The organism is Paramixta manurensis, assembly GCF_013285385.1.
In the GTDB taxonomy this organism is placed as follows: domain Bacteria; phylum Pseudomonadota; class Gammaproteobacteria; order Enterobacterales; family Enterobacteriaceae; genus Paramixta; species Paramixta manurensis.
Genome location: NZ_CP054212.1, coordinates 3544154 through 3570646, shown reverse-complemented (window position 1 = coordinate 3570646; position 26493 = coordinate 3544154). Strand labels below are relative to the sequence as shown.

At 51.7% G+C, this 26493-nt stretch carries 26 protein-coding genes; 7 read left to right on the top strand and 19 right to left on the bottom strand.

Translation table 11 applies throughout. From position 1 onward, the window contains the following. Positions 1 to 13: 13 nt before the first annotated feature. The 4 genes from pssA to trxC form a co-directional block, all read right to left on the bottom strand. Entirely contained in the window at positions 14 to 1369 is a 1356-nt protein-coding gene (gene pssA, locus PMPD1_RS17250; protein ID WP_173636266.1) for a CDP-diacylglycerol--serine O-phosphatidyltransferase, read from the bottom strand. A gap of 116 nt (positions 1370 to 1485) precedes the next feature. After that, positions 1486 to 4143, bottom strand: a complete 2658-nt coding sequence (locus tag PMPD1_RS17245; RefSeq protein ID WP_173635203.1) for a bifunctional acetate--CoA ligase family protein/GNAT family N-acetyltransferase — start codon at positions 4141 to 4143, stop codon at positions 1486 to 1488. A 34-nt stretch (positions 4144 to 4177) separates the two neighbouring features. Then, positions 4178 to 4879, bottom strand: coding sequence for a tRNA-uridine aminocarboxypropyltransferase (locus PMPD1_RS17240; RefSeq protein WP_173635202.1), 702 nt, complete (start codon positions 4877 to 4879; stop codon positions 4178 to 4180). An 83-nt stretch (positions 4880 to 4962) separates the two neighbouring features. Next, entirely contained in the window at positions 4963 to 5382 is a 420-nt protein-coding gene (gene trxC / locus PMPD1_RS17235) for a thioredoxin TrxC (RefSeq protein WP_173635201.1), read from the bottom strand. A gap of 206 nt (positions 5383 to 5588) precedes the next feature. Between trxC and PMPD1_RS17230 the strand changes: the two genes are divergently transcribed. Next, positions 5589 to 6635 (top strand): tRNA/rRNA methyltransferase, encoded by a 1047-nt coding sequence (locus tag PMPD1_RS17230; protein ID WP_173635200.1) that lies wholly within the window; start codon positions 5589 to 5591, stop codon positions 6633 to 6635. A 70-nt stretch (positions 6636 to 6705) separates the two neighbouring features. On the opposite strand, the gene emrB is transcribed toward PMPD1_RS17230, so the two are convergent. From emrB to PMPD1_RS17165, 13 genes are all read right to left on the bottom strand, one after another. Further along, complete coding sequence (gene emrB / locus PMPD1_RS17225; RefSeq protein WP_173635199.1) at positions 6706 to 8241, bottom strand: multidrug efflux MFS transporter permease subunit EmrB; 1536 nt, start codon at positions 8239 to 8241, stop codon at positions 6706 to 6708. Positions 8242 to 8255: 14 nt separating this feature from the next. After that, positions 8256 to 9431 (bottom strand): multidrug efflux MFS transporter periplasmic adaptor subunit EmrA, encoded by a 1176-nt coding sequence (gene emrA, locus PMPD1_RS17220; protein ID WP_173635198.1) that lies wholly within the window; start codon positions 9429 to 9431, stop codon positions 8256 to 8258. Between the two features lie 148 nt (positions 9432 to 9579). Further along, the gene (mprA, locus tag PMPD1_RS17215; protein ID WP_173635197.1) at positions 9580 to 10113 is read right to left on the bottom strand and encodes a transcriptional repressor MprA; all 534 of its coding nucleotides are present in this window, start codon (positions 10111 to 10113) and stop codon (positions 9580 to 9582) included. Between the two features lie 91 nt (positions 10114 to 10204). Further along, on the bottom strand, positions 10205 to 10546 hold the full coding sequence (ygaH, locus tag PMPD1_RS17210; protein WP_173636265.1) for an L-valine transporter subunit YgaH: 342 nt from the start codon (positions 10544 to 10546) through the stop codon (positions 10205 to 10207). Next, a complete protein-coding gene (locus PMPD1_RS17205) occupies positions 10546 to 11283 on the bottom strand; it encodes an AzlC family ABC transporter permease (RefSeq protein WP_173635196.1) in 738 nt (245 codons plus the stop codon). The genes ygaH and PMPD1_RS17205 overlap by 1 nt, the downstream gene beginning before the upstream one ends. Before the next feature lie 353 nt (positions 11284 to 11636). Then, entirely contained in the window at positions 11637 to 12632 is a 996-nt protein-coding gene (gene proX, locus PMPD1_RS17200; protein ID WP_173635195.1) for a glycine betaine/L-proline ABC transporter substrate-binding protein ProX, read from the bottom strand. A 55-nt stretch (positions 12633 to 12687) separates the two neighbouring features. Then, positions 12688 to 13785 (bottom strand): glycine betaine/L-proline ABC transporter permease ProW, encoded by a 1098-nt coding sequence (proW, locus tag PMPD1_RS17195; RefSeq protein WP_173635194.1) that lies wholly within the window; start codon positions 13783 to 13785, stop codon positions 12688 to 12690. Further along, complete coding sequence (gene proV / locus PMPD1_RS17190) at positions 13778 to 14977, bottom strand: glycine betaine/L-proline ABC transporter ATP-binding protein ProV (RefSeq protein WP_173635193.1); 1200 nt, start codon at positions 14975 to 14977, stop codon at positions 13778 to 13780. The genes proW and proV overlap by 8 nt, the downstream gene beginning before the upstream one ends. 398 nt (positions 14978 to 15375) lie before the next feature. Continuing rightward, positions 15376 to 16338: a class 1b ribonucleoside-diphosphate reductase subunit beta gene (gene nrdF, locus PMPD1_RS17185; protein WP_173635192.1), complete on the bottom strand. Its 963-nt coding sequence runs from the start codon at positions 16336 to 16338 to the stop codon at positions 15376 to 15378. 63 nt (positions 16339 to 16401) lie between these two features. Continuing rightward, complete coding sequence (gene nrdE / locus PMPD1_RS17180) at positions 16402 to 18552, bottom strand: class 1b ribonucleoside-diphosphate reductase subunit alpha (protein ID WP_354292676.1); 2151 nt, start codon at positions 18550 to 18552, stop codon at positions 16402 to 16404. Next, a complete protein-coding gene (nrdI, locus tag PMPD1_RS17175; protein ID WP_173635190.1) occupies positions 18525 to 18935 on the bottom strand; it encodes a class Ib ribonucleoside-diphosphate reductase assembly flavoprotein NrdI in 411 nt (136 codons plus the stop codon). Before nrdI ends, nrdE begins: the two co-directional genes overlap by 28 nt. Before the next feature lie 4 nt (positions 18936 to 18939). After that, entirely contained in the window at positions 18940 to 19182 is a 243-nt protein-coding gene (gene nrdH / locus PMPD1_RS17170; protein ID WP_173635189.1) for a glutaredoxin-like protein NrdH, read from the bottom strand. A 282-nt stretch (positions 19183 to 19464) separates the two neighbouring features. Next, entirely contained in the window at positions 19465 to 19779 is a 315-nt protein-coding gene (locus PMPD1_RS17165; RefSeq protein ID WP_173635188.1) for a DUF883 family protein, read from the bottom strand. Positions 19780 to 19931: 152 nt separating this feature from the next. Here PMPD1_RS17165 and PMPD1_RS17160 point away from each other — a divergent pair, with 152 nt between their 5' ends. Both PMPD1_RS17160 and PMPD1_RS17155 read left to right on the top strand, forming a co-directional pair. Next, positions 19932 to 20267, top strand: coding sequence for a DUF2002 family protein (locus PMPD1_RS17160; protein ID WP_173635187.1), 336 nt, complete (start codon positions 19932 to 19934; stop codon positions 20265 to 20267). A gap of 202 nt (positions 20268 to 20469) precedes the next feature. Further along, positions 20470 to 20892 carry a putative periplasmic lipoprotein gene (locus PMPD1_RS17155; protein ID WP_173635186.1) on the top strand — a complete coding sequence of 141 codons (423 nt, stop codon included), beginning with the start codon at positions 20470 to 20472 and terminating at the stop codon, positions 20890 to 20892. Positions 20893 to 20938: 46 nt separating this feature from the next. Here PMPD1_RS17155 and speG read toward each other — a convergent pair whose 3' ends face one another. Next, positions 20939 to 21487 (bottom strand): spermidine N1-acetyltransferase, encoded by a 549-nt coding sequence (speG, locus tag PMPD1_RS17150; protein ID WP_173635185.1) that lies wholly within the window; start codon positions 21485 to 21487, stop codon positions 20939 to 20941. Between the two features lie 242 nt (positions 21488 to 21729). Between speG and PMPD1_RS17145 the strand changes: the two genes are divergently transcribed. The 4 genes from PMPD1_RS17145 to PMPD1_RS17130 all read left to right on the top strand — a co-directional run bounded on the left by PMPD1_RS17145 (position 21730) and on the right by PMPD1_RS17130 (position 25808). Then, entirely contained in the window at positions 21730 to 22755 is a 1026-nt protein-coding gene (locus PMPD1_RS17145; protein ID WP_173635184.1) for a methionine ABC transporter ATP-binding protein, read from the top strand. Next, positions 22748 to 23416, top strand: coding sequence for a methionine ABC transporter permease (locus PMPD1_RS17140; protein WP_173635183.1), 669 nt, complete (start codon positions 22748 to 22750; stop codon positions 23414 to 23416). The genes PMPD1_RS17145 and PMPD1_RS17140 overlap by 8 nt, the downstream gene beginning before the upstream one ends. A gap of 20 nt (positions 23417 to 23436) precedes the next feature. After that, complete coding sequence (locus PMPD1_RS17135; RefSeq protein WP_173635182.1) at positions 23437 to 24249, top strand: MetQ/NlpA family ABC transporter substrate-binding protein; 813 nt, start codon at positions 23437 to 23439, stop codon at positions 24247 to 24249. A 170-nt stretch (positions 24250 to 24419) separates the two neighbouring features. After that, positions 24420 to 25808 carry an LLM class flavin-dependent oxidoreductase gene (locus tag PMPD1_RS17130; RefSeq protein WP_173635181.1) on the top strand — a complete coding sequence of 463 codons (1389 nt, stop codon included), beginning with the start codon at positions 24420 to 24422 and terminating at the stop codon, positions 25806 to 25808. Here the strand turns inward: PMPD1_RS17130 and PMPD1_RS17125 are convergent. After that, positions 25805 to 26452, bottom strand: a complete 648-nt coding sequence (locus tag PMPD1_RS17125) for a carbonic anhydrase (RefSeq protein ID WP_173635180.1) — start codon at positions 26450 to 26452, stop codon at positions 25805 to 25807. The two genes, PMPD1_RS17130 and PMPD1_RS17125, sit on opposite strands and share 4 nt — an antisense overlap. Between the last annotated feature and the right edge of the window lie 41 nt (positions 26453 to 26493).

Sequence of the window (26493 nt, the reverse complement as noted above, 5' to 3'; positions counted from 1 at the left end):
GACGGTAGAGAACTTAGAGGATCCGGCTAATTAAACGGTCAATACGGATGCGGCGCAACCGACGGATCAACTTGCGCACTTTTACTGGATAATCGGCAATACTCTCGAGGTCGCGAAAATGCTTAACCGTCGTGGTATGACGACGAATCAACGCGAGTTCATGTTCACGTTGCTCCGTAAGTTGCTCCAGCGGATCGTGGATTAAAATGGCATTCTCCAGATCCAGACGCCAGGCGCGCGGATTCAGGTTATTGCCGGTAATCAGCATCCACTCGTTATCAACCCACATGCCTTTCAAATGATAGCTATTTTCGCCATCTTTCCACAGACGTACGGTAAGTTGGCCGGAATTTAAATAATATTGCAGTCGGCTAAGAAAACGGCGCAGATTGATCTCATAGAGATAGGGCAGCGCGCCAATGATCTTAAAGGGCTGGTCGGGCGGGATATAAAAGTCATTAGCGGTTTTATCACCGACAATGATCTCAACCTGCTTGCCCTGACGCAGCAATCCGATGATATTGCGTACCAGAATGGCGGGAAGGTTGAAGTAAGGAGTACACAAGATCAACTTCTGTTCAGCGCACGGCATCAGGTGATAAATGGTCTTATTCAGAAGGCTGCGCTTACCTAACCCGACCAGCGGCGTCACCGCCAGCTCTTCGTTACCACTCTCGTTTTGAACCTGATAATCGAAACCGCGCAAATCCTGACGAAACTGGCGTGTTTCGTTTTTAATCTCCGGACTTTTAGGGCGCTCATGCTGATCCAAACGATGCACAGCTTCAGCATTTTTTAGATGGTGTTCAATCCAAACGAACATCGCATCAGCCAGCTTTGGGTTGCGGATGAGCTGATAGCGGTCATAGCGATATTTATCATGCTGATGCAAATAAACATCATTGATACTGGCACCGCTATACAGCACCGCATCATCAATAATAAACCCCTTCAGATGAAGAACGCCGAGCGCTTCTCGCGTATTCACCGGAATACCATAAATCGGAAGAGAAATTGCGGGATATCGACTGGCCATTTCGCAATACCAGTCAGCATTGGTGGCGCCTTTAGCAACGCCGATACGCCCACGCTGTGCACGATGCCAGTCAACGAAAACGCTCACGTCCAATTCAGGCCGCGCCTGTTTGGCTTCATACAACGCCGTTAACACATCGCGCCCACCGTCATCATTTTCCAGATAGAGCGCAACAATGCAGATCCGCTGAGTCGCTTGCGCGATTTTCTTCAGCAGCGTGCTGCGAAAATCTGCCGACGTATACAGCATTGTCACATCAGCAACGGACTGAGACAGTTTGGGTAGCTGTGCAAGGTGTTGTTGGTGCTTATTGCGCTTAAATTTAGACAACATCACAATGCGCTTCTTCTCTATTCATTGAATGGCCTTTTGCCATAAAATCATGACTCTAACCGACAATCTTAACATTAACTGCAACCGAAGGTATGAATTTTACCTTTTGTATAATTTTAGTTGATGGGCGGCTTGAGAGGCAGAGCAAGGCTAACAATATCGTCTTCAAGCTGCATATCAACACGGAAGCCGAGTTTGCGCGCCAACGCGATCATGCCGCGATTGCCTGGCATGGTAATACCATTAAGTTGTTGCAGCCCGTGGTCATGCGTATAGGCGATCATCTTTTCCAGCAAACGTCGTCCAAGGCCTAAACCTTTCAGGTCAGAACGCACCAAAACCGAAAACTCAGCGTCAATATTATCGGCATCGGAAATCGCGCGGGTCACGCCGATGATCTCCGGTTCGCCACCGTGTTCGCGTACCGCAACGATCGCCATTTCGCGATCGTAGTCGATCTGCGTCATATTCGCTAAATCATCATGAGTAAACTCATTGATTTCACTAAAGTAGCGGTAGTAGAGATCTTCTTTGGTCACCTGGGCGATAAACCGCTGCAATAGTGGTTCATCCTCCGGCAAAATGGGGCGGAACAGACAGTGTTCCCCATCTTTCATTACCACCTTTTCTTCCAGCGCATGCGGATAAGGACGAATGGCCAGCCGCGCTTGGTTATCACCGTTAAATGGGGCTAAAGCGAGTGTTACATCTAGCAAGGTAAACTCACTGCCGGAAGCCAGCAGGGGATGAATATCGAGACGGGTAATCTCCGGGCAATCAACAATCAGATTAGAAACCTGTACCAGAACTTGGCTGATCCCAGCGATATCCAACGGACGCAAAGCGCTGCGGCCGCGTATTTTACCGCTTTTAATCGCCTGTATTACCAAGTAGCGCGCCAGGGTCATATTGAGCGGCGGCAGAGCGACGACTGCCTGTTTATCTGCCTGCCATTCAATACCGCCTTCACCTAACATAATCACCGGGCCAAATAACGGATCTTGTTCTACCACCACCCGTAATTCTTGTGCCCCGGCACGGTTAGCCATACTTTGCACCAGCAGCCCATGGATCCTTGCCTGCGGCCAAGTCTGTTTAACGCGATCGACAATGGCGTCGGCAGCCTGTTGCACCTCGGCCGGAGTGCGTAAATAGAGCATGACCCCTTGAACTTCTGACTTGTGCGGAATATCCGGCGAACGTAATTTTAGTGCCACCGGATAACCAATCTGCGTGGCGATATGCACCGCTTCGGCGCTATCCCCGGCGATCCAGGTTGGAAGCGTAGCGAGGCCATAAGCTTGCAAAATAGCCTGAACTTCATGGGTATCCAGCGTAGTGGCGCCTTCATGTAGCGCCTGACGAATTAATTGATGCGCATGCGCGGTATCTTGCGTGAGGTTCACCGGTAACGCCGGTGTTTCGCGTAATTGCTTCTGATTACGCCGATACTCCACCATATGCATAAACGCGGTCACGGTTCCCTCTGGTGTCCGATAAGTCGGAATCCCGGCATCGCTAAAGGCGCGGCGCGCTTCCAGTGAGGAAAATTCACCGCACCAGTTAGTCAGTAACGTCACGCGTCCGCCGCGTGGATGCTGCTTTACACACTCAATGATACGCTGCGCGGTAAGCGTAGCTGGCGCCGCTGCGCTAGGCGCATGGACGATCATCAGCGCGTCATAATCTCGGTTATCTAAAAGCAGCTCCAGCGTTGCCAGATAGCGCTCGGGGGTGGCGTCGTCCTTCAAATCGAGGGGATTAGCTGAAGTACATCCAGCCGGGAGAAGAGCGGATAACGCCGTTAAGGTTTCTTCACTGAGCGTCGCCAACTTACCGTTTCGGGCGTAGAGCGCGTCAAGCGCTAGCGCAGCCGGCGCCGCACCATTGCTGACTATCAGCAACCGTTCTCCGCGTAGCGGGCGCATATGACTCAGCGTTTCTACGGCGGAAAAAAGCTCATGGGTATCCTGTACGCGCAACAGACCGGCGCGCTGAATTGCCGCATCCCAGGCCGCATCCAGGCCGCTGTGCGTATTCAGAAGCGCCTGCGCCTGATGGCTACGTCCACTTTTAATCACCAGAATCGGTTTATTACGCGACGCGCTACGTGAGGCCGAAACAAAGCGCCGTGCGTCGCTGAGATGTTCGAGGTAAAGCAGAATAGCGCTGGTTTTGCCATCACGGGCGAGGAAATCCAGCAGGTCATCGACATCAATATCAAGGCTATCGCCCAGCGCGATAAACCAAGAGAAGCCCAACTGCCTTTGCTGCGCCCAATCCAGGATGGTATTGGAGACGGCCGCTGATTGTGAAACAAACGCCAGCTTGCCTTTTTGTATTGGCACCGGTGAAAAACTGGCATTCAACCCTTGCCACGGCGCCAGCAAACCAAGGCTATTTGGGCCTAATAAACGTATTTGCCACTGGCTGGCGCAAGCTTTCAGAGCGGCGAGTTGCCCCTCCGGCGCGGAAAGAATAATGCAGGCTTTGCAGCCTTTCTCACCGAGCTGACGCAACAACTCAAGGTTACGGCGGGCGTTAGTACAAATAATGGCTAAATCGGGGGCGAAAGGCAGGGCGTTAATCTCCGGCCAGGCCAATACACCACAAACCGCGTGATATTTGGGAGTGACCGGCATAACCGGGCCGCTAAAACCGCCCGCTAACAGATTACGCATCATCAGATAACCGGCGCGCCCGGGATGTATTGACGCACCGATAACGGCAATCGATTTTGGCCGTAATAGCGCTTCCAGTCCTCGTTGGCTCATCTCCCACTCCCGAATAAATTAGCTCTGCCTGAGTCTAAATGTTTTCCGCCATGTTTGCTGTGTGATGGATCGGATGATGAGGTTTTCCCGCCAGATATCGGTGGCGAAACACGTTGAAATGATCGGTCAACGCCTGCGACGCGGCGCTATCGCCTGCCTGTGCCAGTAATTCGGCGGCGACTTCAGCGGTACAGTGCTGACCGGCGGCATGTGCCTCGCGTAACGTGTAACGAGACGGGGTGGTCAGCACGAGCGACATCACCGGTAGATTATCCAGCCAGGGACTTTTACGAAACATTTTGCGGGCTTCAGTCCAGGTGCCATCTAACATAATGAATAGCGGTGGCTTTCCGCTGAGTGGCGGCGTGTTCAATACCTCACGCCCGACATCCGCATAAGATTCAGGGAAGACTACAAGCGGTTGATAGTGAGGATCATTGACCGCCGCCAACAATGCCGGATCGGGCTCGGTGCGTGACCAGCCAAATGCTTGAGTATTCGGCAGAATATCAGCGATCAGCCGCCCGGTATTGCTGGGTTTCATTGGCTCGGTATCGAACATGACTAAACAGAAACGGCTACGGGCGTGGGTCGGTGAAATTTCCGGACAGAGACACAGCTTTTGCGGCAACAAACATCCCTGACAGCGACGAACGCGATTACCGCGGGCAAGAAATGGGCGTGTCGCTTGCGCCAATCGTTTGGCGCGTAATTGCAGAACAGCGTTATTGGTCATGGTGTCTGGTCAACGAAAAACACCATTGTAACGGGAAATGCGGGATAAACGTAGCGCGGCCAACAACCGTCAGCCGCACCTTGTTAGATCGCCTCGTCGAGCCATTCATTAAACGGCGCTTTCGGCATCGCGCCGCTCAAAACATCCACAACCTGACCATGTTTAAACAGCATAATGGTTGGAATGCTGCGGATACGAAAACGCGCGCTCAGCTCCGGCTCTGCTTCAGTATTCACTTTGATAAAGCGGACTTTTCCGTGGCGCTCCTCCGCGACATCTTCATAGATTGGCGCGAAGTTAACGCAGGGGCCGCACCACGGTGCCCAGAAATCGACCACCACGGGCAACTCATCTTGAAGATATTTATCCAGCGTTGCGGTCGTTGCATTAATAACTTCGCCTTCAAACAATTCGTTACCACAGCGCCCGCATTTTGCACCGTCAGCGATACGCTCTTCCGGAACGCGATTGGTTGCCTGGCATGAGGAACATACCGTATTCATTGTTCACCTCAGTAATCAGTTGCTATCAAGCGCTATGTGAACGCTTACTACACTTTAAGAGGTTAATTATCGGTATACGCTGATGCAGCAACAACGTGGAATATTCAATGGGTACAATAGTTATTAGCTTTTAGTGGAAGTTAATAGCTAAGCGGGCCCACATCAGGTAATCTGCGCGCTTCGCGCTCAGCCAGGTGGAGGAACAGATGAACGACGAATTTAAAGGTAAAAGCGGCAAAGTCAAAGTGATGTATGTTCGCGGTGATGACGAGAGTGAGAAACGCGGACAAAATCCACGTACCGGCAAAGGTGGCCGTACGGGTGCCGCGCGACCTGATAACGGTCGTCGCCCTTCACGGCATGCGGATGATAAGCCGCGCGGCGGGCGTGATCGCGATCGTGATAGCGCCCACGGTGATTCTCCGTGGCGCACCGTATCGCGTGCGCCGAATGAAGAGAGCAAGCCGGATCACGGCGGTATTAGCGGTAAAAGTTTTATCGACCCGGAACAGTTACGCCGCCAGCGCATGGAAGAAACCCGTGTGTATGGTGAAAACGCCTGTCAGGCGTTGTTCCAGAGCCGACCGGAGTGCATTGTTCGCGCATGGTTTGTGCAAGGTGTGACGCCGCGCTTTCGTGAAGCGCTGCGTTGGATGGCCGCAAACCGTAAAGCCTACCATGTGGTCGATGATGCAGAACTGGCGAAAGCGTCTGGTACCGAGCATCACGGTGGCGTCTGCTTTTTGATTAAAAAGCGTGTGGGTATGGCGGTTAGCGAATGGTTGAGCAGTGTCGGCGATACAGATTGCGTGTTGGCGCTGGAAGATATCGGTAACCCACATAATCTGGGCGGCATTATGCGCAGCTGCGCGCACTTTGGCGCGAAAGGTCTGCTGGTGGATGACGCTTCGCTGTTGGAGTCAGGCGCTGCTGTCCGTACTGCGGAAGGCGGAGCGGAGCACGTTCAGGCGCTTGGCGCTGAAAGTTTTGCCGCAGGTTTGGATGCATTTCGGCGCGCGGGGTATACCTTGGTGACCACTTCGAGCCATAAAGGCGTGCCGCTTTCACAGGCGAAGCTGCCGGCGAAAGTGGTGCTGGTACTGGGCCAAGAGCGCGATGGCTTATCTGATAGCATCTGGCAACAGGGCGATCTCAGCATCTCGATCGGCGGTACGGGCAAGGTAGAAAGCCTGAACGTTTCGGTGGCAACCGGTATTTTGCTGGCCGAGTGGTGGCGTCAGAACCACAATTAACCTGTCAGATGCAATAAAAAAGGGCACGTTACGTAACGTGCCCTTTTTTATTGCGCGGTGCTAATGCTAATTAGTGCGCACCGCCGCCGCCACTCCCGGAGCCAAAGGGTGGGCGAGCGAACCAAATCATAATCAGTAACACCAGGAATACCGCTGCCGATGCCCAAAAAATTTCATTGGCGGAAATAATCAGCCCTTGGTTGGTAATCTGCTGGGCAATATAGGCTGAAGCCTGCTGATGCGTCATACCCAATTGTTCCAACTGTTGATACATCGCCTGGGAGTTATCATTGAACGGAGTAATCGATTCGCTGAAATAGCTATGGTGCATCGACTCACGATCGGTCCACATCGTGGTGGTGATTGAGGTACCGATTGAACCCGCCAGGGTACGGACAAAGTTCGACAAACTGGACGCGGCCGCCAAACGTTCGGGCGCGAGGCCGGAAAGCGTTATGGTGGTTAGCGGCATAAAGAAGCAGGCTACCGCAAAACCCTGAATAAACTGCGGCCACGCCGAAGCGCCGAAGTTCATATCGGGTTCAAAGGTATAGGCGCGCCAGTAAAAGCAGACCGCGTACATAATAAAGCTAAAGGTAACCAGCCGGCGCATATCTAGCTTGTGGGCAAAACGACCGATAATGGGCGATAAAATAACCGGAATAATCCCCACTGGCGCGGAAGCCAGCCCGGCCCAAGTCGCGGTGTACCCATACACTTCTTGCAATAATTGCGGCAATAGAACAATTGAGCCGAAATAGAGCATGTAGGCGAGACTGATCGATAAACAGCCGATGGTGAAGTTTCGCGACTTAAATAGCGAAAGATCGACAATCGGGTGGTCATCGGTCAACTCCCAGACCAGTAGCACCGCCAGCGCAATGACGGCGATGATCGTGAGCGTTATTATTTCGCTGGAGTTAAACCAATCAAGTTCACGTCCCCGGTCAAGCATCACCTGCAAACAGCCAATCCCAACCACCAATAACACCAAACCGACGGTATCAATCGGTTGTATCGTGGTTTTGGTTTCCCGCGTGCGTAGCGTTTGCAGCGTCAGTAACACCACCACCACGCCGATCGGCACGTTGATGAAGAAAATCCAACCCCAATGGTAATTATCACTGATCCAACCGCCGAGTATCGGGCCGCAAATCGGCGCGACAATTACCGTCATCGCCCACAGCGAGAGGGCGACGCTCCGTTTGGCAGGCGGATAGTTGCTTAACAGCAAACTTTGCGACAGCGGAATCAACGGCCCGGCCACCACGCCTTGTAGCACACGGAAGAAAATCAGCATGCTAAGGTTTTCTGACATGCCGCACAGCCATGAAGCGACGGCAAACGCTGCCGTCGCCCAGGTGAACAACTTCACTTCACCAACCCGTTTTGCCAGCCAGCCGGTAATGGGAATCGAGATTGCGTTTGCAACGCCAAACGAGGTAATAACCCACGTCCCCTGAGAGTTCGAGGCGCCCAGGTTACCGGCTATCGTCGGAATGGCCACGTTTGCAATGGTGGAGTCCAATACTTGCATAAATGTTGCCATCGACAGCGCGATGGTCATTAAAACAAGTTGGGCGCCCTCAAGCGGTTTTTGTGCCACAACAGCCTCCGGCGCTATTGACCCGCATTCTCATGAATAATGTCGGCAATCATCTGATTCACCGGCGCCAGATCTAGCGCCAACGCATTACTTTCATAAGCTGGTGTTTGCCGCACGCTGGTCGCCAGCATGCTGCCGTCTTTATGGGTGGTATCCACTTTGACCAACGTGGAAAGGCCAATACGCAGTGGACGTTGTTGTGTCTCTTTCGGATCGAGTTCAATACGTACTGGCAGACGTTGCACAACTTTAATCCAGTTACCGGTGGCGTTTTGCGCCGGCAACAGAGAGAACGCGCTACCGGTACCCATATCAAGGCCGACCACTTTGCCGTGATAGACAAAATCATCACCGTAAATATCGCTAGTCACCGTAGCAGATTGCCCAATGCGTACATCCGCTAATTGTGTTTCTTTGAAGTTAGCGTCTACCCACAAACCTTGAGCAGGCACCACCGCCAACAACGGCGTTGATGTGGAGATCTGTGACCCCACCTGAACGTTACGACGAGAAACATAACCATCCATCGGGCTACGAATTTCGGTACGTTGCAACGCCAGCCAGGCGTCACGCAGCGCAGCCGCATTCTGTTTAACCGCGGGCTGATTTTCCAGCGAGGTGTTCAGGATCATGGCTTGGTTAGCATTATATTGTTGAACAGCCACATCCAACTGCGCTTTGGCGGTGGTTACCGCATCACGGGCGTGTTGCAACTCTTCGCGACCAATCAGGTTAGATGCGCCCAGCGGTATACGGCGCTGAAGGTCCGCCTCTGCCTGGGATAATGCGGTTTTTTGCAGCTCAATGGTGGCCTGCAACTGTTTACTATTGATCATCTGCTGATGGGTTTGACGCACGCTGGTGGCTAAAGCGGTCTGCGCTCTTTCAACCGCCTGTTGCGCATCGGTTTTGTCCAGCGTGACCAACACATCGCCTTTTTTGACGAAATCGGTATTGTCGAACCAAACCTTATTGACACTACCGGAGACCTGCGCCATAACCTGCACCTGGTTTCCCGCAACGTAAGCATCGTCCGTTTCCTGGTAAAAACGTAATACCAGGAACCAGTAAATCAGGTAAGCGATGCCAATCAGAACAAACAGAACAGCCAGAAAAATCAACGCGCCTTTGCGTTTTTTCTTTTTATTGGCCGGCTGCTGCGGGTTTACTGTCTCCGCATTTGCACTCATGGTTTTCTCCAGTTTTCCACGTATTTCGGGTTACACGCATCCTTGCACGCAGTTGCCCGAGCCTAAAATGCCAGCGGTACAAGCGCTGGCATGCGTAAATGGGGGACTAAAATAGCGGTTTCTAACCGTGATTGTGTCGCAGTAATTGCTATTGGCGAGAAAGCGAGGCGATAAGTTGCTCTTCATCCATTTGATCAAGACGATTGAGCAACTTACGTGTAATACCCTCTAACTGGCTCTTTTCGCTGGTGCTCAGAGACGACCATAAATATTGCAGGCTTTGATGCTGAGGCGGCAGAACCTGGCGCAAGAATGCATTGCCTTTTTCGGTCAAATGCAGATGTAAGCAACGGCGATCATTATCGCTTTCACGGCGCTCAATCCAACCGCGTTTCTCCAGCTCATCGGCGATGCGCGTTGCATTAGTACGCGATGAGCCCAACGCGGAGCTCAGTTCTGATGGCTGGATGCTTTGACTTTCTTGCGCATCCAGCGTGATCAAAGCCATAAATAATGTCTCGTTAATCCCTTGAGCTTTCAGCATTTTATTGCGGTTATCCAGCAGCTTGCTTTGCATATGCATACACAAACGCGTCAGCATAATCTCCTGCAAAGGGAAATCTTTCTGGCGATTGGCACGGAAATTGAGCATCTGTTCAATGGGAGTAAACGAACTTTCCATCTTAAAGGAACCTCACTTGTTACGACTGGTATAGTAACGATGGTGATAGATTAAGCATAATCATTTTTTCCGGACGTGATTGTTCGCACGATCACATTGCCACCATCAATATTTTCCAGGTCACTCCATAACCCAGAGCGCTCAGCAGCGTCGATAAAATGATGCTGCGGGTTTTGTAAAAGGTTGCACCCAACACGCCAAACCCCACTAGAGTGGGAATTAACTTGCCGGGGCTATGCTGAATATCCGGCACGCTGGAAACCACCAGCAAAGCACAGATAGAAGCAATACCGATGCTATCCAGCAGCAGGGCAGTAATACCTCGCTGCATTGAAGAGGTTTGCTGTTTTTTCTTCAGGCGTAGCGGTAAATAACGAAACAGGAAGTTGGCGGTACCCACCACGATGCCCAGCAGTAAGACTTGCGTATTCATCATGAAGTTCCTTTCGTTCTGACCGGAATCAATGAAGCAAGGCAGCCAAAAACGATACCGGAAAGGATCGCCGCCGGGATGGAAAACAGCGTTACGCCGAGCAACGCACCGGCCAGCGCGGCGGTCACCGTATAGCGCTGGCGGCGCTGGAATGATGCCAACAAGAAACTCATAAACAGCGCGGGCAGCATAAAGGTCAGCGCAGCTTCGACCGCTGGAAAGTTGTCCAGCAAACCGTTGCCGGACCAAGCGCCCAGCGCGGTTCCCAACACCCAGGAAAACCATGAGCAGAAGCTAATGCCCAGCATCCAGTTCTCGCTCCAGCTTCGTTGGTTACGATATAACTTGGCGGTGGCGGCAGCGAAAACTTCATCGGTGAGACCAAATGCCCACCACGGCATTTTGCGCGCGTTAAGCGGTTGCAGGATCCGCTGGCGTAAAGAAGGGCCATATAGCACATGGCGAATATCCATCGCCATTACGGTTAGCGCGGCAACCCACAATGTTGCGCCAGCGCTAAGTAAAGCGGTGATCACAAACTGACTGGCTCCGGCATAGATGATGCAAGAGAAAAAAAGTGCTTCAATTGGCGTAAAGCCCAACTTGGTTGCGTTTAATCCAAAAGCGAAGGCCACAGGCACGTAGCTGATGACGATCGGTAAACTATCAATCATCCCTTCGCGTAGTGTTGCTATGGGGCTGGTGCTTGTGCCAGGCACCTCATTTTGCTCACTCATGACGCACAAATACCTTTCCCATTTCTAATTAATTGCATGCGAAAAAATAACCAACCTGAATAACCAGTGCAAACCATACCAGACTGTGTAAACGCTTTACACCCCAGTCGGGCGGAAATCTTCTGATTTACATTTGGTTGGTTAATTAGTGTGAGCGCCACGGTGCGCGCCACTTATCGGAAAGCGCGACACCTCATATCTGACGGTTAAAAAATGCGTCATAAGACATAATATCGGAAGATTCTGCGTTTATGGATGACGATATGCCGACGGGGAAAGTGAGGGACCAAACCGCGATCAATAAGGGAGCCATAAAGGCTCCCTGCTGACATTCAGGTTATTTGGCGTTGCGATTATTTCGCGGCGGCTTGGGCATCCTGAACCCATTTATTAAATTGCGCCTGATGTGCTTTAATCCAGCCATCAACGTGTGCGTTGATATCTTCTTCAGAAGACTGGCCCTGATGCATACGTGCGTTTTGCGCGTTAATATCGGCAATCGGTAACTGCATTTCAGCGAACAGTTTCGCGGCAGCCGGGTTTTTCTCCGCCCAAGCTTTGTTAGCGACAATACGCATGGTATTGACCGGGAAACCATAGTTAGCGCCGTTAGGCAGTTTGGTATCTACACCTTTCTGCGCGCCAGGCATTGATGAGAACGGAACTTGCAACCAAACCACATCTTTTCCTGGCACCAGCACATCACTTACCCAATACGGCGTCCAAGTGTAATAAAGAATGGGTTTACCTTGCTTATAACGCGCAATCGTATCGGCGATCAGCGCCGAATAGTTGCCCTGGTTGTGCACGACCGTATTGCTTAAGCCGTAGGCATTGATCTGATGATTAATCACCGCTTCACAGCCCCAGCCCGGCGTACAGCCAGTCAGGTCCGCTTTACCATCGCCATTGGTGTCGAACAATTTCGCCAGTTTTGGATCTTTTAATTGATCGATACGCGTAATGTGGTATTTCTCGGCGGTTTTCTTATCAATCAGATAACCCTGAGCCGCGCCTTGCACATAATTACCCTCGCGATAAAACTTTTGATCGCCGCCGGCGGCTTTATACATATCGTCATGCAGAGGCTGCCAGTTAACGGCGGTAAAAGTGGCATCGCCAGAGGCAATGGAGGTATAGCCAACGTTGTAGTCGACTTCGCTAGGCTTTTCGACGCTGTAACCGAGTTTTTCCAACGCACGGCTCACCAGCAGCGTCTGAAAGGTTTCTTCGGTAATGGTACTCTGCACCGGCTTCACGGTAATGCCTTTACCCGGCAACTCGGCGGCGGAAACTTGCGTCGCGGCCAGGGTCGTTAAGGCGGCGGCCAAAATAACTGTCTTGCGCATAGTGATTCCTTATGAGTAATGGTAGGGCGGCGCTTTGTTTGCACCGCCGGGAGAACTATTTAATAAAAGGACGGGCCAGTAGCCCAATGGGGCCAGTGGTATACCAGCGGCGATTACCGCGGCTACGGCTATCACGGCCTAATGATTGCGTGAGGCGATCAAGAATAATGGCGAGGATCACAATGCCAACGCCGCCGACACTCGCCAGCCCCATATCAAGCCGACCAATACCGCGTAATACCATCTGGCCGAGGCCGCCAACGGCAATCATTGACGCGATAACCACCATTGACAACGCCAGCATCAGCGTCTGGTTAACGCCAGCCATAATGGTTGGCATGGCGAGCGGGAGCTGAACTTTGAACAACATCTGGCGCGGGTTAGCGCCAAAGGATTCGGCGGCTTCAACCAGGTCTGCCGGAACTTGTTTAATACCGAGGATGGTTAAACGAATAATCGGTGGTAACGCAAAGATAATGGTGACAACCACTCCCGGCACGTTACCAATCCCGAACAACATCACGATCGGCACCAGGTAGACGAACGCAGGCGTAGTTTGCATCGCATCTAACAGGGGGCGGATAATCCGAGCCGCCCCTTCGCTGCGCGACAGCCAGATCCCCATTGGCAGCCCGATGATGATGCAGAACAGCAGGGCGGTCAGCACTAAAGCCAGCGTCACCATAGCCTGTGACCAGGCACCAATTGCGCCGATTAAAATCAGCGAAATTAGTGCCGCCAGCCCCATGCCAAAGCTGGAGAGTTGCCAGGCAATTAAGGCGAACACGATAATCGCGACCGGCGCCGGCATGCCCAACAACAGTTGCTGGAAGGCGCTGAGAATATAGTCCACCGGGACACGAATCCCCTGGAAGACCGGACGAAAATGCGAGACCAGCCAGTCGATACCGTGCGTGACCCAGCTATCCAGCGGAATCAGCGTCTTATGAAACGGGTCGAGAATGTTGAAATGTTCCGCCTGCGGCGCAGGCGCGCTATTCAGCCAATCGCTACCGTTGGCTGCCGCATCGTGGCCGCCGGAGGACGCCGGAGAACCCCATGCGTCGCTGGCGCCGCCAGCATTACTACTGGAGGAGGCGCTATCGGCCTGTGCCGGCGCGCTGCCCCATGGATTACTGTCTGAATTACTCATTGTTGGCTCCCTCGCGATCTAATGCTTGCAATAACGTTCCCCTGGAAATGATGCCGAGATACTGGTTTTCCTCCCCGATGACTGGCACCGCGCAAGGCGCTTGCGCCACATGCGACAACAGTTCATTGAGCGAGGTATCACCCGTTACGGCAGTGGGAGCATCGAGTCGCGCGGCATCCAGTCCCTCACCGGCGGCCAGCGCGGCTTTCAGAGAATCTATCGAGACAACGCCAACAAATTTTTCTTTTTCCAGTACATAGCCATATTCCCGATCGGCATCTTGCAACAGTTTGATGGCTGAACGAGGGCCGAAACCGGCGGATTTACGGATCAAAGAACCGGCGCTACGACGGGCGATGTCTTTCGCGCTAAATACATGGCTAATATCAACGCCACGGAAAAAAGTTCGTACATAATCGTTGGCCGGATTATTCAGAATTTCATCCGGCGTACCAATTTGCACCACTTCGCCGCCCTGCATGATGGCGATACGATCGCCGATGCGCATGGCTTCATCCAGGTCATGGGAAATAAACACAATGGTACGCTGATGTTTGGCTTGCAATTTAATCAGCTCATCCTGCATTTCGGTGCGAATAAGCGGATCGAGCGCCGAGAACGCTTCATCCATCAGTAAAATATCGGGGTTAATGGCCAGCGCGCGCGCTAATCCAACTCGCTGACGCATCCCGCCAGAAAGTTCATCGGGATAAGCGTGAGCATAATTATCCAGCCCGACCTGACGCAGCGCGTCCATCGCTTTATCCTGACGTTCTTTTACCGGTACGCCAGCTAACTCCATACCAAAAGCAGTGTTATTTAATACCGTCATATGCGGCATCAGGGCGAATGACTGAAATACCATGCTGACTTTATTTCGCCGCACCTGACGCAATTCGCTATCGGATATTTTCGCAATATCGACGCCATCAATAATAACTTGGCCGCGCGTAGGTTCTATCAGACGATTGAGAAGGCGAACCATGGTGGATTTACCGGAGCCGGATAACCCCATGATGACAAAAATCTCGCCTTCTTCAATGGCCAGACTGGCGTCTTTTACCCCGAGAGAGAGTCCTGTTTTCTCAAGGAGAGCTTCCTTACTAATTCCTTTTTCAATGTGCTTAAAAGCACGGTCGGGATTTTCTCCGAATATTTTATAAAGATTTTTTACTTCGAGTTTAATTGCCATGCAATTTTATAATTCCTGGTTAATGGTTGCTTTTTTTATATTTCTACGGGTCCTGGTCAAATAATTTTCGGACTATACCCTAACATACTGAGAGTATCTGGCAACCCTTTAGCAGACGTAATGAGTGAATCCGCTAACGCAGCCGTTTAGTATAATATCAGTGCTGAGAAGGGATGCGTGTGGATTGAGGTATGGAAATTCAGCGGATTATTTTGGCCTGGATTTTTCTGATTTGCGTTAAAATGTGCGTTAAAAAGACAAAATAGATTGCCGATAAGCGCACCAGTTTGAATGGATTTATTCCATTAAATGAAAGTGTTTATTTGCTGATATTTAGTGCATTAAATGCCGAAAAAAGGAATCAAACGGGCGCCCGCCCGGCGCCCGGTATTTATCGGTCAAAAATCCCAATCTTCATCTTCCGTATCCACCGCTTTTCCCATCACGTAGGAGGAGCCGGAACCGGAGAAGAAATCGTGATTTTCATCAGCATTAGGCGATAGCGCGGAGAGAATGGCCGGGTTCACATTGGTCATCTCGGCCGGGAACAGCGCTTCATAACCAAGATTCATCAAAGCCTTATTCGCATTGTAATGCAGGAAGGTTTTTACCTCCTCGCCCCAGCCGATATTGCCATACAGATCGTCGGTATATGCCACTTCATTTTCATATAACGCGAGCAGTAAATCATAGGCAAACTGCTGAAGCTCCTCTTTACGCGCTGCATCGGCGTTGCCGAGCGCAAGTTGATATTTGTACCCGATATAATAGCCATGCACCGCTTCGTCGCGAATAATCAAACGGATCAGATCGGCGGTATTGGTCAGCTTACCCCGGCTTGACCAGTACATCGGCAGGTAAAAACCGGAGTAAAACAGGAATGATTCGAGGAACACGCTGGCAATTTTTTTCTTCAGCGGATCGTCGGCATGGTAGTGCTGCAAAATAATCGCCGCTTTATTTTGCAACGGCGCGTTTTCTTCGCTCCAGGCATAGGCGGCATCCACGTCGCTGGTATGACAAAGCGTAGAAAAAATAGAGCTATACGAACGCGCATGAACCGCCTCCATAAAGCTAATGTTCGACATCACCGCCTCTTCATGCGGCGTTAGCGCGTCTGCCATTAATGCTGGCGCACCAAGCGTATTTTGGATGGTATCCAGCAGCGTGAGGCCGGTAAACACACGGATCGTGAGCTGTTGTTCCTGTTTACTGAGGCTATTCCATGCCGGTAAATCATTTGAGAGCGGCACCTTTTCAGGTAACCAGAAGTTGGCGGTAAGGCGGTTCCAAACCTCAAGATCTTTGTCGTCCTCAAGTTGGTTCCAGTTGATTGCCTGAATGCGTTTAAGTGTTTTCATTCTATTATCTGCCATGACGGCGACCTGCAGGTCGCCGGATATTTTATGGGCGAGAGGCGGCGATTATAGCGAGCAGGAAACGCAGCCGTGCACCTCAGTGCCTTCCAGCGCCATTTGGCGCAGGCGAATGTAGTAAAGCGTTTTAATGCCTTTTTTCCAGGCGTAAATCTGCGCTTTATTAATGTCGCGTGTGGTGGCGGTATCACGGAAAAACAGCGTCAGCGATAACCCTTGGTCAACATGGCGCGTGGCTTCGGCGTAGGTATCAATAATCGCCTCCGGGCCAATGTCATAGGCATCCTGATACAGCGCCAAATTGTCGTTATTCATAAACGGCGCCGGGTAGTAAACCCGCCCGGTTTTCCCCTCTTTACGAATCTCAATCCGCGAAACGATCGGGTGGATGCTGGAGGTGGCATGGTTGATATAAGAGATAGAACCGGTTGGCGGAATCGCCTGCAAGTTCTGATTATATAATCCCTCCTTCATCACCGCAGCGCGCAGCGCGAGCCACTGCTGGTGGCCGGGCAGGGTGATTCCGGCATCGGCAAACAATTGTGCGACACGCGGCGTACGCGGTTGCCACTCACCTTCAAGGTATTGGGTAAAGTAGTCACCGCTGGCGTAGCGTGACGCCGCAAAACCGGCAAAACTTTGCTGACGTTCGCGCGCCAACTGATTCGAGGCACGCAGCGCATGGTAGGTGACGCAATAGAAATAGAGGTTGGTGAAATCCAATGCCTCCGGTGAACCATACGCTATCCCCTCACGCGCCAGATAACCGTGTAGGTTCATCTGCCCAAGCCCAATGGCGTGCGACTGGGCGTTACCGTGCGCCACCGACGGGACTGACTGAATATCGCTCATGTCGGACACCGCCGTGAGGCCACGGATGGCAATTTCAATGGTATGCGCGAAGTCGGCAGAATCCATCGCATGAGCGATATTCAGAGAGCCGAGATTGCAGGAAATATCTTTACCAATATGGCGATAGCCTAAATCTGGGTGATACTCAGTTGGCGAATTGACCTGCAAAATTTCTGAGCAGAGATTGCTCATATTAATACGGCCTTTGATCGGATTCGCACGGTTTACCGTATCTTCATACATGATGTAGGGATAGCCAGATTCGAACTGTATCTCGGCCAGCGTTTGGAAGAACTCACGTGGATTAATAAATGTCTTCCGAATCCGTTCGTCGGCCAGCATTTCGTCATACTTCTCGCTGACGCTAATATCGGCAAACGGCAACCCATAAATACGCTCAACGTCATAAGGCGAAAACAGGGCCATGGCGCGGTTATGTTTAGCCAGTTCAAAGGTGACATCCGGGATCACGACGCCAAGCGAGAGCGTTTTGATGCGGATTTTCTCGTCGGCGTTTTCGCGTTTGGTATCCAGAAACCGTAAAATGTCCGGATGGTGAGCATGCAGATAAACCGCCCCCGCGCCTTGACGCGCACCCAGTTGGTTGGCGTAAGAAAACGCATCTTCTAACATTTTCATGACCGGAATCACGCCGGACGACTGGTTTTCAATCCGCTTAATCGGCGCGCCCGCTTCGCGTAAATTAGAGAGTAAAAATGCCACGCCGCCGCCGCGTTTTGAAAGCTGCAACGCCGAGTTCACCGCGCGCCCGATGGACTCCATATTATCTTCAATACGTAGCAGGAAGCAGGAAACCAACTCGCCGCGCTGTTGTTTTCCGCAGTTAAGGAAGGTTGGGGTTGCCGACTGAAAACGACCGGATAGCATCTCTTCCATTAATGCGTTAGCTAAGGCCGTATCGCCTTGCGCCAGGGTTAACGCCACCATACAGACCCGATCTTCAAAGCCTTCCAGGTAGCGTTTGCCATCAAACGTTTTCAGCGTATAGCTGGTATAAAATTTCCACGCGCCGAGGAACGTCTGGAAGCGAAAACGGCGCTGATAAGCCTGTTGGAATAGGTCACAAACAAACTCAAAATCGTAGGCGTTGAGTACCTGCGCTTCATAATAGCCTTCGGCCACCAGGTAGCGTAGACGCTCGGCGATGGAATCGAAGGGCACGCTATTGGGGATGACGTGTTGCAGAAAAAACTGCCGCGTTGCCTCATGATCCTGAGCAAACTGGATATTTCCGTCCGCATCATACAGGTTTAACATGGCGTTGAGCGCGTGATAATCCAGCGCCGCTGCAGGCGCGGTTACGCGTATTGTTTCTGTCGTTGCCAAAATTGGGTTACTCCCGCTTTCACGTTGGCGATATCGTCGGCGGTTCCCATCAATTCGAAGCGGTACAGATAAGGAACCTGACATTTTTGCGCGATAATGTCGCCCGCCATACAAAAGGCCTCACCGAAATTACGGTTGCCGGCGGCAATAACCCCTCGGATCAGGTGGCGGTTCGACGCATGATTAAGAAACTGAATGACCTGTTTAGGGACCGCGCCACGCGCGGTGCCGCCGCCGTAGCTGGGCACCACCAAAATGTACGGTTTGGTAGCCTCTAGCCGCTCTCCCTCTGCCAGTGGAATACGCTGCGCCGGTAACCCCAGGCGGGTGATAAAGCGGTGAGTGTTTTCCGACTGGCTGGAGAAATAGATCAGGTGAGCCATGTGCTTACCCGGCCATCAGCGAAACCTGACTGAGCGCGGAGATCTTATCCGGGCGGAAGCCGCTCCAGTGATCTTGTCCATTCATCACCACTGGCACCTGGCGGTAGCCCAATGCTTTAAGGGTCTCCAGCGCTGCGGGCTCACTATCCAGGTTGATCAGTTGGTAATCGATCCCTTTTTTATCCAGTGCATTTTTAGTGGCGTTGCACTGGACACAATTATTTTTAGTGTAAATAATAATGCGCATGATTCGTATTTACCTTAAGGGTTGTAAAACGTCTCGTTGTGCGAATCCTTTTCTCGCCGGTTCGCGCCCATGTCGCCACAAGGTGTAGCGTGTTTGTGTTGAACTAAATACTAGATGTAGGTGTTTTGGATTGCAACCACACAATATATAGCGTTTTGTGATTTTATGATGCGTAGGGCGGGGAAGGCTTGTCGGGCCTGGCCTGAAGGCGTGAAAAAAAATTTAGCCGAAAAAAATCCCCGCCATCTGGCAGGGATAAGGTGAAGAGAGAAGGTGATGGGCTTAGCGGCGCGATGCCAGCAGGGCACCAATAACAATACCGACCGCGGTACCGATGCCGACGCCGTGCCAAGGTTTATCGCGCACATAGGAGTCGACGTGATCGCCGGCATCTTTTGCTGCCTGGGTAACACGATTGCGGCCATGTAATTTGGCGCGGGTCTCTTTTAGTATCCCCTCGGCTTTACTGCGTGCGGCGTCTACTTCGTCTTTAGTTTTGCTGCCGTAGGACTTCAATAGGTCGTCCAGCGTATCGGCTAATGCCGTCACATCCTGATTCATATCGATGTCATCATTGTTAGTCGTTCGATTAAACATTTTTCACTCCCTTAGAGAAATAACGTAATACTAAGTGTAGACCATCTGTCTTCTCCGCTGGCTGAATCGTGGCTTTAGGGATAATTCCGAAAGCCCTGAACCACCGGGCTGTTGTAATGTTGCGGGGCTTTGGAAGAATGAGAGGATCGAACATGTATTTACGACCTGATGAGGTAGCGCGCGTATTGGAAAAAGCCGGCTTTGAAATGGAGACGGTGACGGCTAAAACGTATGGATATCGTCGTGGCGAGAACTATGTGTATGTTAACCGCGAGGCGCGAATGGGTCGTACGGCACTGGTGATTCATCCGACCTTAAAAGAGAAGAGCCAGCATATTGCCGATCCGGCGTCGGAGATAAAAACCTGCGACCATTACACGCAATTTCCGATGTATTTGGTGGGCGATACCCACGATCATTATGGCATTCCCCATGGTTTCAGTTCCCGTGCGGCGCTGGAACGTTATCTAGAACGGTTATTTGACTAACCGCCGGTATTTCCCCGTTCGGTGCTTACTTACGGGGAAGCCTCCCGATTTCGGCTCTGCCTGTCTGTTTATCCTTCACTGTGAACCCGCCTAACTCGCTGAAAATTTGGCTTATTACGCCTGATGATGCCAGCCTGATATAATGAAAAGCTTGCGCCTCGCGTTTACACTGTTTCCATAAGAGTGGGATTTTGGATGCGTGATGAAACAGCTTTTAGCGTTATTTCTGGCGAGCAGTGTGCTCAGTGGCTGCGCCACTATCGTCGGCTCGGAAACACAGCGGGTACGGATTGATTCGTTCCCACAAGGCGCCAGCTTTGTGGTGCAAGATGAGAGTGGCAGAGCGGTAACCGAAGGTGTGACGCCGAAAACCGTGGAACTGGCAAAATCAGACGGCAGCTACTTTGGTAAAAAACGCTACCAGGTCATGCTGGAGCGGCCCGGTTATGTGCCGGTAACTTTCCCGCTGAAAGAGAGCGCCAACCTCTGGTATAGCCTGGGAAACATTCCGTTAGGCGGATTTATTGGTTGGCTAATTGTCGACCCTTTCTACGGCGGGATGTATAACATTGAGCCGGAACACCCGCAGCCATTTATGAACCGAGTCGGCGCGCGTGGCGGCTGATGAGGTATTTAAACAGGCTGGATGGTCCAGCCTGTTCGCGTAGATATTATTGCGCTGTGGGGTTAACCATACTCCCCGGTTGTGGTTTATATAGCGCCATAAACTGATGCTGAAAAATGCACATCCGAATGGTATTACGGTATTCACCGTTAATAAAAAACTCGTGCTTCAACACACCTTCGATTTCAAATCCCAGCTTGGTGTAAATATGAATCGCCTTTTCATTTTCCTGGTCGACAATCAAATATAATTTATAGAGATTCAGCACCGAAAAGCCGTAATCCATCGCTAGCTTTACCGCTTTGCCGGCCAGACCTTTCCCTTGATGCGCGGGGGCGATAATGATCTGGAATTCGGCGCGGCGGTGTACGTGATTGATCTCGACCAGTTCGACTAATCCGACTTTCTCATCGTTGTGCTCAACCACGAAGCGGCGTTCGGTTTGATCATGAATATGTTTGCCGTACAGATCTTCAAGTTCGACAAACGCCTCATAAGGCTCTTCAAACCAGTAACGCATCACGCTCGCGTTGTTATCCAGTTGGTGAACGAAGCGCAGGTCTTCACGTTCAAGTGGACGAAGTTTAACCGTCATAATGACATCCCTGAGTGAGTTAATCCGTGGCGAAGTATAGCGCGTAACGCCGTGATACGCCTGTTTTCCGTGGCTACGTGAAGATAGCACCATCGGTTATAAGACATGTCTTTTCGATTGTTCTCAACCCGGTCGGCTTTGCCTATTATCGCCAGCGATTAGCCCATTAAATAATCTTCAGATAATTATCAGGCTGATTAATTACCCATCACCTTTAAGAAACTAAAACGAGTAGCGCTTTAATGATCGTTCTGAGGAATGTTTCGAAAGTTTTTAACGCCGGGGGCGTGGCGGTCACCGCGGTGGATGATGTCAGCTTGTCCGTCGAACGCGGGCAAATTTACGGCATTATTGGTTATAGCGGGGCGGGGAAAAGCACCTTAATTCGCCTTCTCAATGGGCTGGAAAAGCCGACTGCCGGTAGCGTACTGGTTGCGGGACAAGATATTGCTCAGGCAAGCGGTGAACAACTGCGACAGGCCAGGCTAAAGATCAGCATGGTTTTTCAACATTTCAATCTGCTGTGGTCGCGCACGGTCAGTGAAAACATTGCTTTCTCCATGCAGATAGCCGGTACGCCTAAAGCCGAGATACGTCGCCGGGTGGCCGAGTTAGTGGCGCTGGTGGGGCTGCAAGGGCGTGAAAATGCCTGGCCATCACAGCTCAGCGGCGGTCAGAAACAGCGGGTCGGAATTGCGCGTGCGTTGGCGAATAATCCGGATGTTTTACTTTGTGATGAGGCCACCTCAGCGCTCGATCCGCAAACCACAGATTCGATTCTGGATTTGCTGCTGGATATTAACCGCAAGCTGGGGCTGACCATCGTACTGATTACCCATGAAATGCACGTGGTGCGCAAAATATGCCACCGGGTGGCGGTAATGGAAGAAGGCAAAATTGTTGAAGAGGGCGAGGTGCTATCGGTTTTCACCCATCCGCGTCACACCGCGACCCGTCAGTTTGTCCGGCAAATTTACGCTACCGGCCAAGATGAAGATCTTTTCGACCCGGCGCTTGCCGCAGAGTTGGGTGGTCAGTTACTGAAGTTAACCTTTATTGGGCACAGTACGCAGCAGCCGGTGGTGAGTGAACTGGCGCTCCGTTACCAGCTACCGTTTAATATTTTGCACGGCAAAATGACGCAAACCACCAGAGGTGTATTTGGCGAACTATGGCTACAGTTGAACGCCGATTCGCAGCAACTGGCGGCTATTTTGCATGACTTGCAAAACCACGCTATCACTGTGGAGGTGGTTGAGCATGTTTGAGTCTTTATTCCCGCATCTGCAACTCGACCAGCTATGGGCGGCCACCGTTGAAACGCTGTATATGACCGCGCTCTCCGGCATTGCGACCTTTGTACTGGGTATTATTCTCGGCCTGACGCTGTTTCTGACCGCTCGCGGCGGATTGTTCCAACAGCGCACGGTTTACCGCCTGATGTCTATCGTGGTGAACGTGTTCCGCTCGATCCCGTTCATCATCCTGATCGTATTACTGATCCCCTTCACCAAAGCTTTAATTGGCACCATTCTCGGTGCGAACGCCGCTTTGCCCGCGCTGATTGTCGGCGCGGCGCCGTTCTATGCCCGTTTGGTTGAGATAGGTTTACGTGAGGTCGATAAGGGCGTGATCGAAGCGTCGCGCTCAATGGGCGCGCGTCTGAGCACGCTGATTTTTCGTGTTTTACTGCCTGAGTCATCACCCGCGCTTGTTTCAGGTATCACCGTTACGCTTATCGCTCTGGTGAGTTACAGCGCCATGGCGGGGGTGATCGGTGCTGGCGGGTTAGGAAATCTTGCTTATCTGGAAGGATTCCAGCGTAACCACAATGACGTCACGTTGGTCGCCACGGTGATGATTTTAGTCATCGTGTTTATCATCCAATTTTTGGGTGATGTCATTACCTCACTGCTTGATAAACGCTAATAATATTGAGAGCCATCACGATGAAAAAAACACTGACATTACTGGCCGCCGCGACGCTGAGCGCATTAAGCCTGACAGCCTGGGCCGATACGTTAACGGTTGGCGCATCCAACGTTCCGCATGCCGAGATTTTGGAGCAGGCGAAGCCGATTCTTGCGAAGCAGGGTATTGATCTGGAAATTAAACCGTTTCAAGACTACATCCTGCCGAACACGGCGCTGGCAAGCCATGATATTGATGCTAACTACTTCCAGCATATCCCTTATTTGAAGAGCGTATTGAAAGATCACGCTGACGATAAAAGTTATGACTTTGTCAGCGCTGGCGCCATCCATATTGAGCCCATCGGCATCTATTCGAAAAAATATAAGTCGCTGAAAGACCTGCCGCAAAACGGCAAAGTAATCATGCGTGATGCGGTGGCGGAAGAGGGGCGTATTTTGTCCATTTTCGAACGTGAAGGGGTGATTAAACTGAAGCCGGGCGTTAGCAAAGTGGATGCCCGCATTAGCGATATCGTCGATAACCCGAAGCACCTGCAATTCCTGCCGAATGTGGAAGGGTCTTTGTTGCCGCAAATGTATAACAACGATGAGGGCGATGCGGTGGTGATTAACGCCAATTACGCGATTGATGCTGGTCTGAACCCGGTGAAAGATCCTATCGCGGTAGAGAGCGGTGAAAACAACCCTTATGCCAATATCATCACAGTCCATCGCGGCGATGAAAACAAACCGGATATTGTCGCGCTGGTGAAGGTATTACACTCAAAACAGATCCAGGATTGGATCCGCAAAAAGTATCAGGGTGCGGTTATTCCGGTGAATAACTAATAATTAACCGTATAAGGCCAGGAAACTGGCCTTTTTTATTTGATAGCTTCGCAACCCTTTCTATATATTTTTATCGGCATTTCAATGCGCTATATGGCATAAAGCTGCGCGAAATTACATGGCAGAATACCTCTTAATGACTTATCCATTGCCGCAGCATAGAGGATCCCATGAGCCAGTCTGGCGCGAAAAAAATTCTGCTGAATGCCTTTAATATGAACTGTGTTGGGCATATCCATCACGGTATGTGGACGCATCCGTTAGATCGTTCTACGGAATTCACCTCACTCGATTATTGGACCGATTTGGCGCGTTTGCTGGAACGTGGCCTGTTCGACGGCTTGTTTATTGCCGATATTCTTGGCGTCTATGATGTGTACCAGAATGGGATCGATTTAACCGCGCGTGAATCAATCCAGCTTCCGGTTAACGATCCGCTGCTGCTGGTGTCTGCAATGGCGGGTGTGACGCAGCATCTTGGTTTTGGCCTGACCGCTAATCTGAGCTATGAATCGCCTTATCCTTTTGCCCGCCGTCTGTCTACGCTGGACCATTTAACCAATGGACGTGTTGGCTGGAACATTGTGACCGGTTATCTGGATAGCGCGGCGCGGGCGATGGGGTTACAGCAACAGTTGGCGCATGACCAGCGTTATGATCAAGCTGATGAATTCCTTGATGTGACCTACCAATTGTGGGAAGGCAGTTGGCAAGATGATGCTGTCATCGCCGATCGACAACGGCGTATTTATGCCGATGCGGCGAAAATTCACGCGATACGTCATCACGGCGAATTTTACCAGGTCGAAGGTTACCATCTCTCTTCTCCTTCACCGCAGCGCACGCCGGTGCTGTTTCAGGCGGGCGCCTCCGATCGTGGTATCGCTTTCGCTGCGCGCCATGCGGAATGCACCTTTGTGAATGGCAGCACGCCACAGGCGATGAAAGCGCAGGTTGAAAGGCTACGTCAGGCGGTGGTGGCCGCCGGGCGGCAGGCTGATGATCTCAAAATCTTTATGGGCGTTAGCGTGATTGTCGCACCGACCGAACAGCAAGCGCAGGAGAAATATCAGGAGTATTTGCGTTACGCCAGCCCGGAAGCCGGTATTGCCCATTTTTCCAGTTCCACCGGCATTGATCTGGCTCGCTTCGCGCTGGATGAGCCGATTCAGGTAAGCGGCGTTCAGGCGATTGAGTCGGTGACCAAAGCTTATAGCGGCTGGACGCGCCGTCGTTTGTTGGAGCAATACGCGTTGGGCGGGCGTTATCCTCTAATTATCGGTGATGCCGATCAGGTCGCCGAAGCGTTAATTCACTGGGTCGATGAATCGGGCATTGATGGGTTTAATCTAACGCGGATCGTCAATCCACAAAGCTATATCGATTTTATTGAGCTGGTGGTCCCGGCATTACAGCAACGAGGGCGTTATAAAACCGCTTATCAGGAAGGTACGTTACGGCGGAAGTTATTTAATCAGCACGACCGGCTACCGGAACGTCACGTTGCCGCCCGGCGGCGTCAGTTGACCGACCAGCAGACGCTGGCCGGTACGCTTTAGCGGGAGGCAGGAGCGGCGGAAACATCCGGGTTTTCCGCCAGCGAAACGAATTGCTGCGTCTGCCCGTCCAGCGCGCTAATCTCGCCACTTTCAATATCGTATACCCAACCGTGCAAGCGCACGCGTCCCTGAGCCAGCGCCAGCGCCACGGAAGGATGGGTTTTCAGGTTGGCGAGCTGCGCGATGACATTCTCATGCACCATGGCATCAATCCGCTGGCGATCGGAACGGTGTTCACGGCTTTCATTGACCGCTTTCGCCGCATCGGCATAACGCAGCCAATGCGCAACGGCGGGCATATGATCGAGACACTGGCAAGAGGCGATGGCTGTCATCGCACCGCAATCTGAATGGCCGCATATCACAATATCCCCCACGCCAAGCGCCGCTACGGCGTATTCAACCGACGCGGAAACGCCGCCAGGCTCCGGCCCGTATGATGGCACGATATTCCCGGCGTTGCGGATAACAAACAGTTCTCCGGGTTCGCGTTGCGTCACCAGTTCCGGTACTAAGCGGCTGTCTGAGCAGGAAATAAACAACGTTCGCGGCTGCTGACTACGCGCCAACTTTTTAAACAGTTCACTGCGATGGGGAAACTCGTCGCGCTGAAACTTTAAAAAACCTTCGACGATCTCTCTCATGCTAACTCCATTGGATAAACGAAACGAATGGACAAAGCATG

Excerpts from the sequence above, each read along its gene's own strand:
- pssA (WP_173636266.1), bottom strand. The coding sequence starts at position 1,369 with ATGTTGTCTAAATTTAAGCGCAATAAGCACCAACAACACCTTGCACAG.
- PMPD1_RS17245 (WP_173635203.1), bottom strand. The coding sequence starts at position 4,143 with ATGAGCCAACGAGGACTGGAAGCGCTATTACGGCCAAAATCGATTGCC.
- PMPD1_RS17240 (WP_173635202.1), bottom strand. The coding sequence starts at position 4,879 with ATGACCAATAACGCTGTTCTGCAATTACGCGCCAAACGATTGGCGCAA.
- trxC (WP_173635201.1), bottom strand. The coding sequence starts at position 5,382 with ATGAATACGGTATGTTCCTCATGCCAGGCAACCAATCGCGTTCCGGAA.
- PMPD1_RS17230 (WP_173635200.1), top strand. The coding sequence starts at position 5,589 with ATGAACGACGAATTTAAAGGTAAAAGCGGCAAAGTCAAAGTGATGTAT.
- emrA (WP_173635198.1), bottom strand. The coding sequence starts at position 9,431 with ATGAGTGCAAATGCGGAGACAGTAAACCCGCAGCAGCCGGCCAATAAA.
- mprA (WP_173635197.1), bottom strand. The coding sequence starts at position 10,113 with ATGGAAAGTTCGTTTACTCCCATTGAACAGATGCTCAATTTCCGTGCC.
- ygaH (WP_173636265.1), bottom strand. The coding sequence starts at position 10,546 with ATGAATACGCAAGTCTTACTGCTGGGCATCGTGGTGGGTACCGCCAAC.
- PMPD1_RS17205 (WP_173635196.1), bottom strand. The coding sequence starts at position 11,283 with ATGAGTGAGCAAAATGAGGTGCCTGGCACAAGCACCAGCCCCATAGCA.
- proX (WP_173635195.1), bottom strand. The coding sequence starts at position 12,632 with ATGCGCAAGACAGTTATTTTGGCCGCCGCCTTAACGACCCTGGCCGCG.
- proW (WP_173635194.1), bottom strand. The coding sequence starts at position 13,785 with ATGAGTAATTCAGACAGTAATCCATGGGGCAGCGCGCCGGCACAGGCC.
- proV (WP_173635193.1), bottom strand. The coding sequence starts at position 14,977 with ATGGCAATTAAACTCGAAGTAAAAAATCTTTATAAAATATTCGGAGAA.
- nrdF (WP_173635192.1), bottom strand. The coding sequence starts at position 16,338 with ATGAAAACACTTAAACGCATTCAGGCAATCAACTGGAACCAACTTGAG.
- nrdI (WP_173635190.1), bottom strand. The coding sequence starts at position 18,935 with ATGGCTCACCTGATCTATTTCTCCAGCCAGTCGGAAAACACTCACCGC.
- nrdH (WP_173635189.1), bottom strand. The coding sequence starts at position 19,182 with ATGCGCATTATTATTTACACTAAAAATAATTGTGTCCAGTGCAACGCC.
- PMPD1_RS17165 (WP_173635188.1), bottom strand. The coding sequence starts at position 19,779 with ATGTTTAATCGAACGACTAACAATGATGACATCGATATGAATCAGGAT.
- PMPD1_RS17160 (WP_173635187.1), top strand. The coding sequence starts at position 19,932 with ATGTATTTACGACCTGATGAGGTAGCGCGCGTATTGGAAAAAGCCGGC.
- PMPD1_RS17155 (WP_173635186.1), top strand. The coding sequence starts at position 20,470 with ATGAAACAGCTTTTAGCGTTATTTCTGGCGAGCAGTGTGCTCAGTGGC.
- speG (WP_173635185.1), bottom strand. The coding sequence starts at position 21,487 with ATGACGGTTAAACTTCGTCCACTTGAACGTGAAGACCTGCGCTTCGTT.
- PMPD1_RS17145 (WP_173635184.1), top strand. The coding sequence starts at position 21,730 with ATGATCGTTCTGAGGAATGTTTCGAAAGTTTTTAACGCCGGGGGCGTG.
- PMPD1_RS17140 (WP_173635183.1), top strand. The coding sequence starts at position 22,748 with ATGTTTGAGTCTTTATTCCCGCATCTGCAACTCGACCAGCTATGGGCG.
- PMPD1_RS17135 (WP_173635182.1), top strand. The coding sequence starts at position 23,437 with ATGAAAAAAACACTGACATTACTGGCCGCCGCGACGCTGAGCGCATTA.
- PMPD1_RS17130 (WP_173635181.1), top strand. The coding sequence starts at position 24,420 with ATGAGCCAGTCTGGCGCGAAAAAAATTCTGCTGAATGCCTTTAATATG.
- PMPD1_RS17125 (WP_173635180.1), bottom strand. The coding sequence starts at position 26,452 with ATGAGAGAGATCGTCGAAGGTTTTTTAAAGTTTCAGCGCGACGAGTTT.